General features: G+C 65.1%; 1 protein-coding gene. It reads right to left on the bottom strand.

Features of this window, described 5'->3' with window-relative positions; all coding sequences use genetic code 11:
* Window positions 1-308: 308 nt before the first annotated feature.
* On the bottom strand, window positions 309-1,544 hold a 1,236-nt coding region (locus tag EOA38_RS36240; protein ID WP_145966276.1), incomplete at its 5' end, for an ABC-F family ATP-binding cassette domain-containing protein.

Genomic DNA, 1,544 nt, shown 5'->3' with positions numbered 1-1,544 from the left:
GAAAGTCCGTCGCTTTCCGCCCCACCGCCACCGACGGCGTCTTCGACGCCTGGTTCAGACATCAGAAAATAGAAACCATCGACCTCAATGCCCTCGCCCGATAGCATGCAAAACTGTTCGCGATGTCCTCGCACACCTGTTCGCGATGTCCCCGGTCCAAACACCCTTGTGGGAGAAGGTGGATCGGCGCGCAGCGCCGAGACGGATGAGGGGTGTTCCAGCGGAGTGAGACGCCGGCGTTCCCTGGAGCACCCCTCATCCGTCGCCTTCGGCGACACCTTCTCCCACAAGGGGAGAAGGGGGCCGCGCTACTCCGCGATCCCTTCCTCATACTCCGCCGACATCGCCAGCCACTTGTCCTCGTTCTGCGCCAGCGTGTGTGCCAATTGCGAGCGTTCCTTGGCGAGGCGGGTGGCGGTCGACGGGTCCTTCTCGTAGAGGGCCGGGTTGGCGAGCTCGTCCTCGATCAGATCCATGCGCTTGCGGATGCGGTCCATCAGCGCTTCGGTGGCGCGGATCTCCTTGGCTAAAGGCTCCAATGCGGCGCGGCGCTGGGCGGCCTCGCGGCGGCGGTCGGCCTTGGACGCCTTGTCAGCTTCCTTCTGCTCGCGGCGGTTGGACGAGACGCCGGTCACCAGCGTCTTGTAGTCCTCCAGATCGCCGTCATACGGGTTGACCGCGCCGTCCTTGACCAGCCACAGCCGGTCGGCCGTCGCCTCCAGCAGATGCCGGTCATGCGAGATCAGGATCACGGCGCCCGGGAAATCGTTCAGCGCATGGATCAGCGATTCACGGCTGTCGATGTCGAGGTGGTTGGTCGGCTCGTCGAGGATGAAGAGGTTCGGGCCTTCGAAGGCCGAGAGGCCCATCAGCAGGCGCGCCTTCTCACCGCCGGACAGGTCCTTCGCCGCCGTGTTCATCTTCTCGGTCGACAGGCCGAACTGGGCGACGCGGGCGCGCACCTTGGCCTCCGGCGCATCCGGCATCAGCCGGCGCACATGCTCATAGGCGCTTTCCTCGGGGCGCAGATCGTCGAGCTGGTGCTGAGCGAAGATCGCCACCTTCAAGCCCGGCGCAATGGTGATGGTGCCGGTTTCGCCCTTCAAGCGGCCAGCGAGCAGCTTGGCGAAGGTCGACTTGCCGTTGCCGTTGGCGCCAAGCAGCGCGATGCGGTCGTCGGCATCGATGCGCAGCGTCATCTTCTTCAGCACCGGATTGCCCTCGGTATAACCGACATTGACGCCGTTGAGCGCCACGATCGGCGAGGCCACCGTCTTCACCGGCTCCGGGAAGGAGAACGGCCGCACCGTATCGTTCACCACCGCGGCGATCGGCTTCAGCTTCTCCAGCGCCTTCAGCCGCGACTGCGCCTGCCTGGCCTTCGAGGCCTTGGCGCGGAAGCGCTCGACGAAGGATTCCATGTGCTTGCGCTGCGCTTCCTGCTTGACGCGGCTCTTTTCCTGCAGCTCACGCTGCTCGGTGAGCTGCCGCTCGAACTGGTCGTAGCCGCCGCGCCAGAAGGTCAGCTTCTTCTGGTCGAGATG

The sequence above is a fragment of the Mesorhizobium sp. M1E.F.Ca.ET.041.01.1.1 genome (assembly GCF_003997355.1).
Lineage (GTDB): Bacteria > Pseudomonadota > Alphaproteobacteria > Rhizobiales > Rhizobiaceae > Mesorhizobium.
Note: the sequence above shows the minus strand (reverse complement) of the source record. Positions and strands in the feature narration are given on the sequence as shown.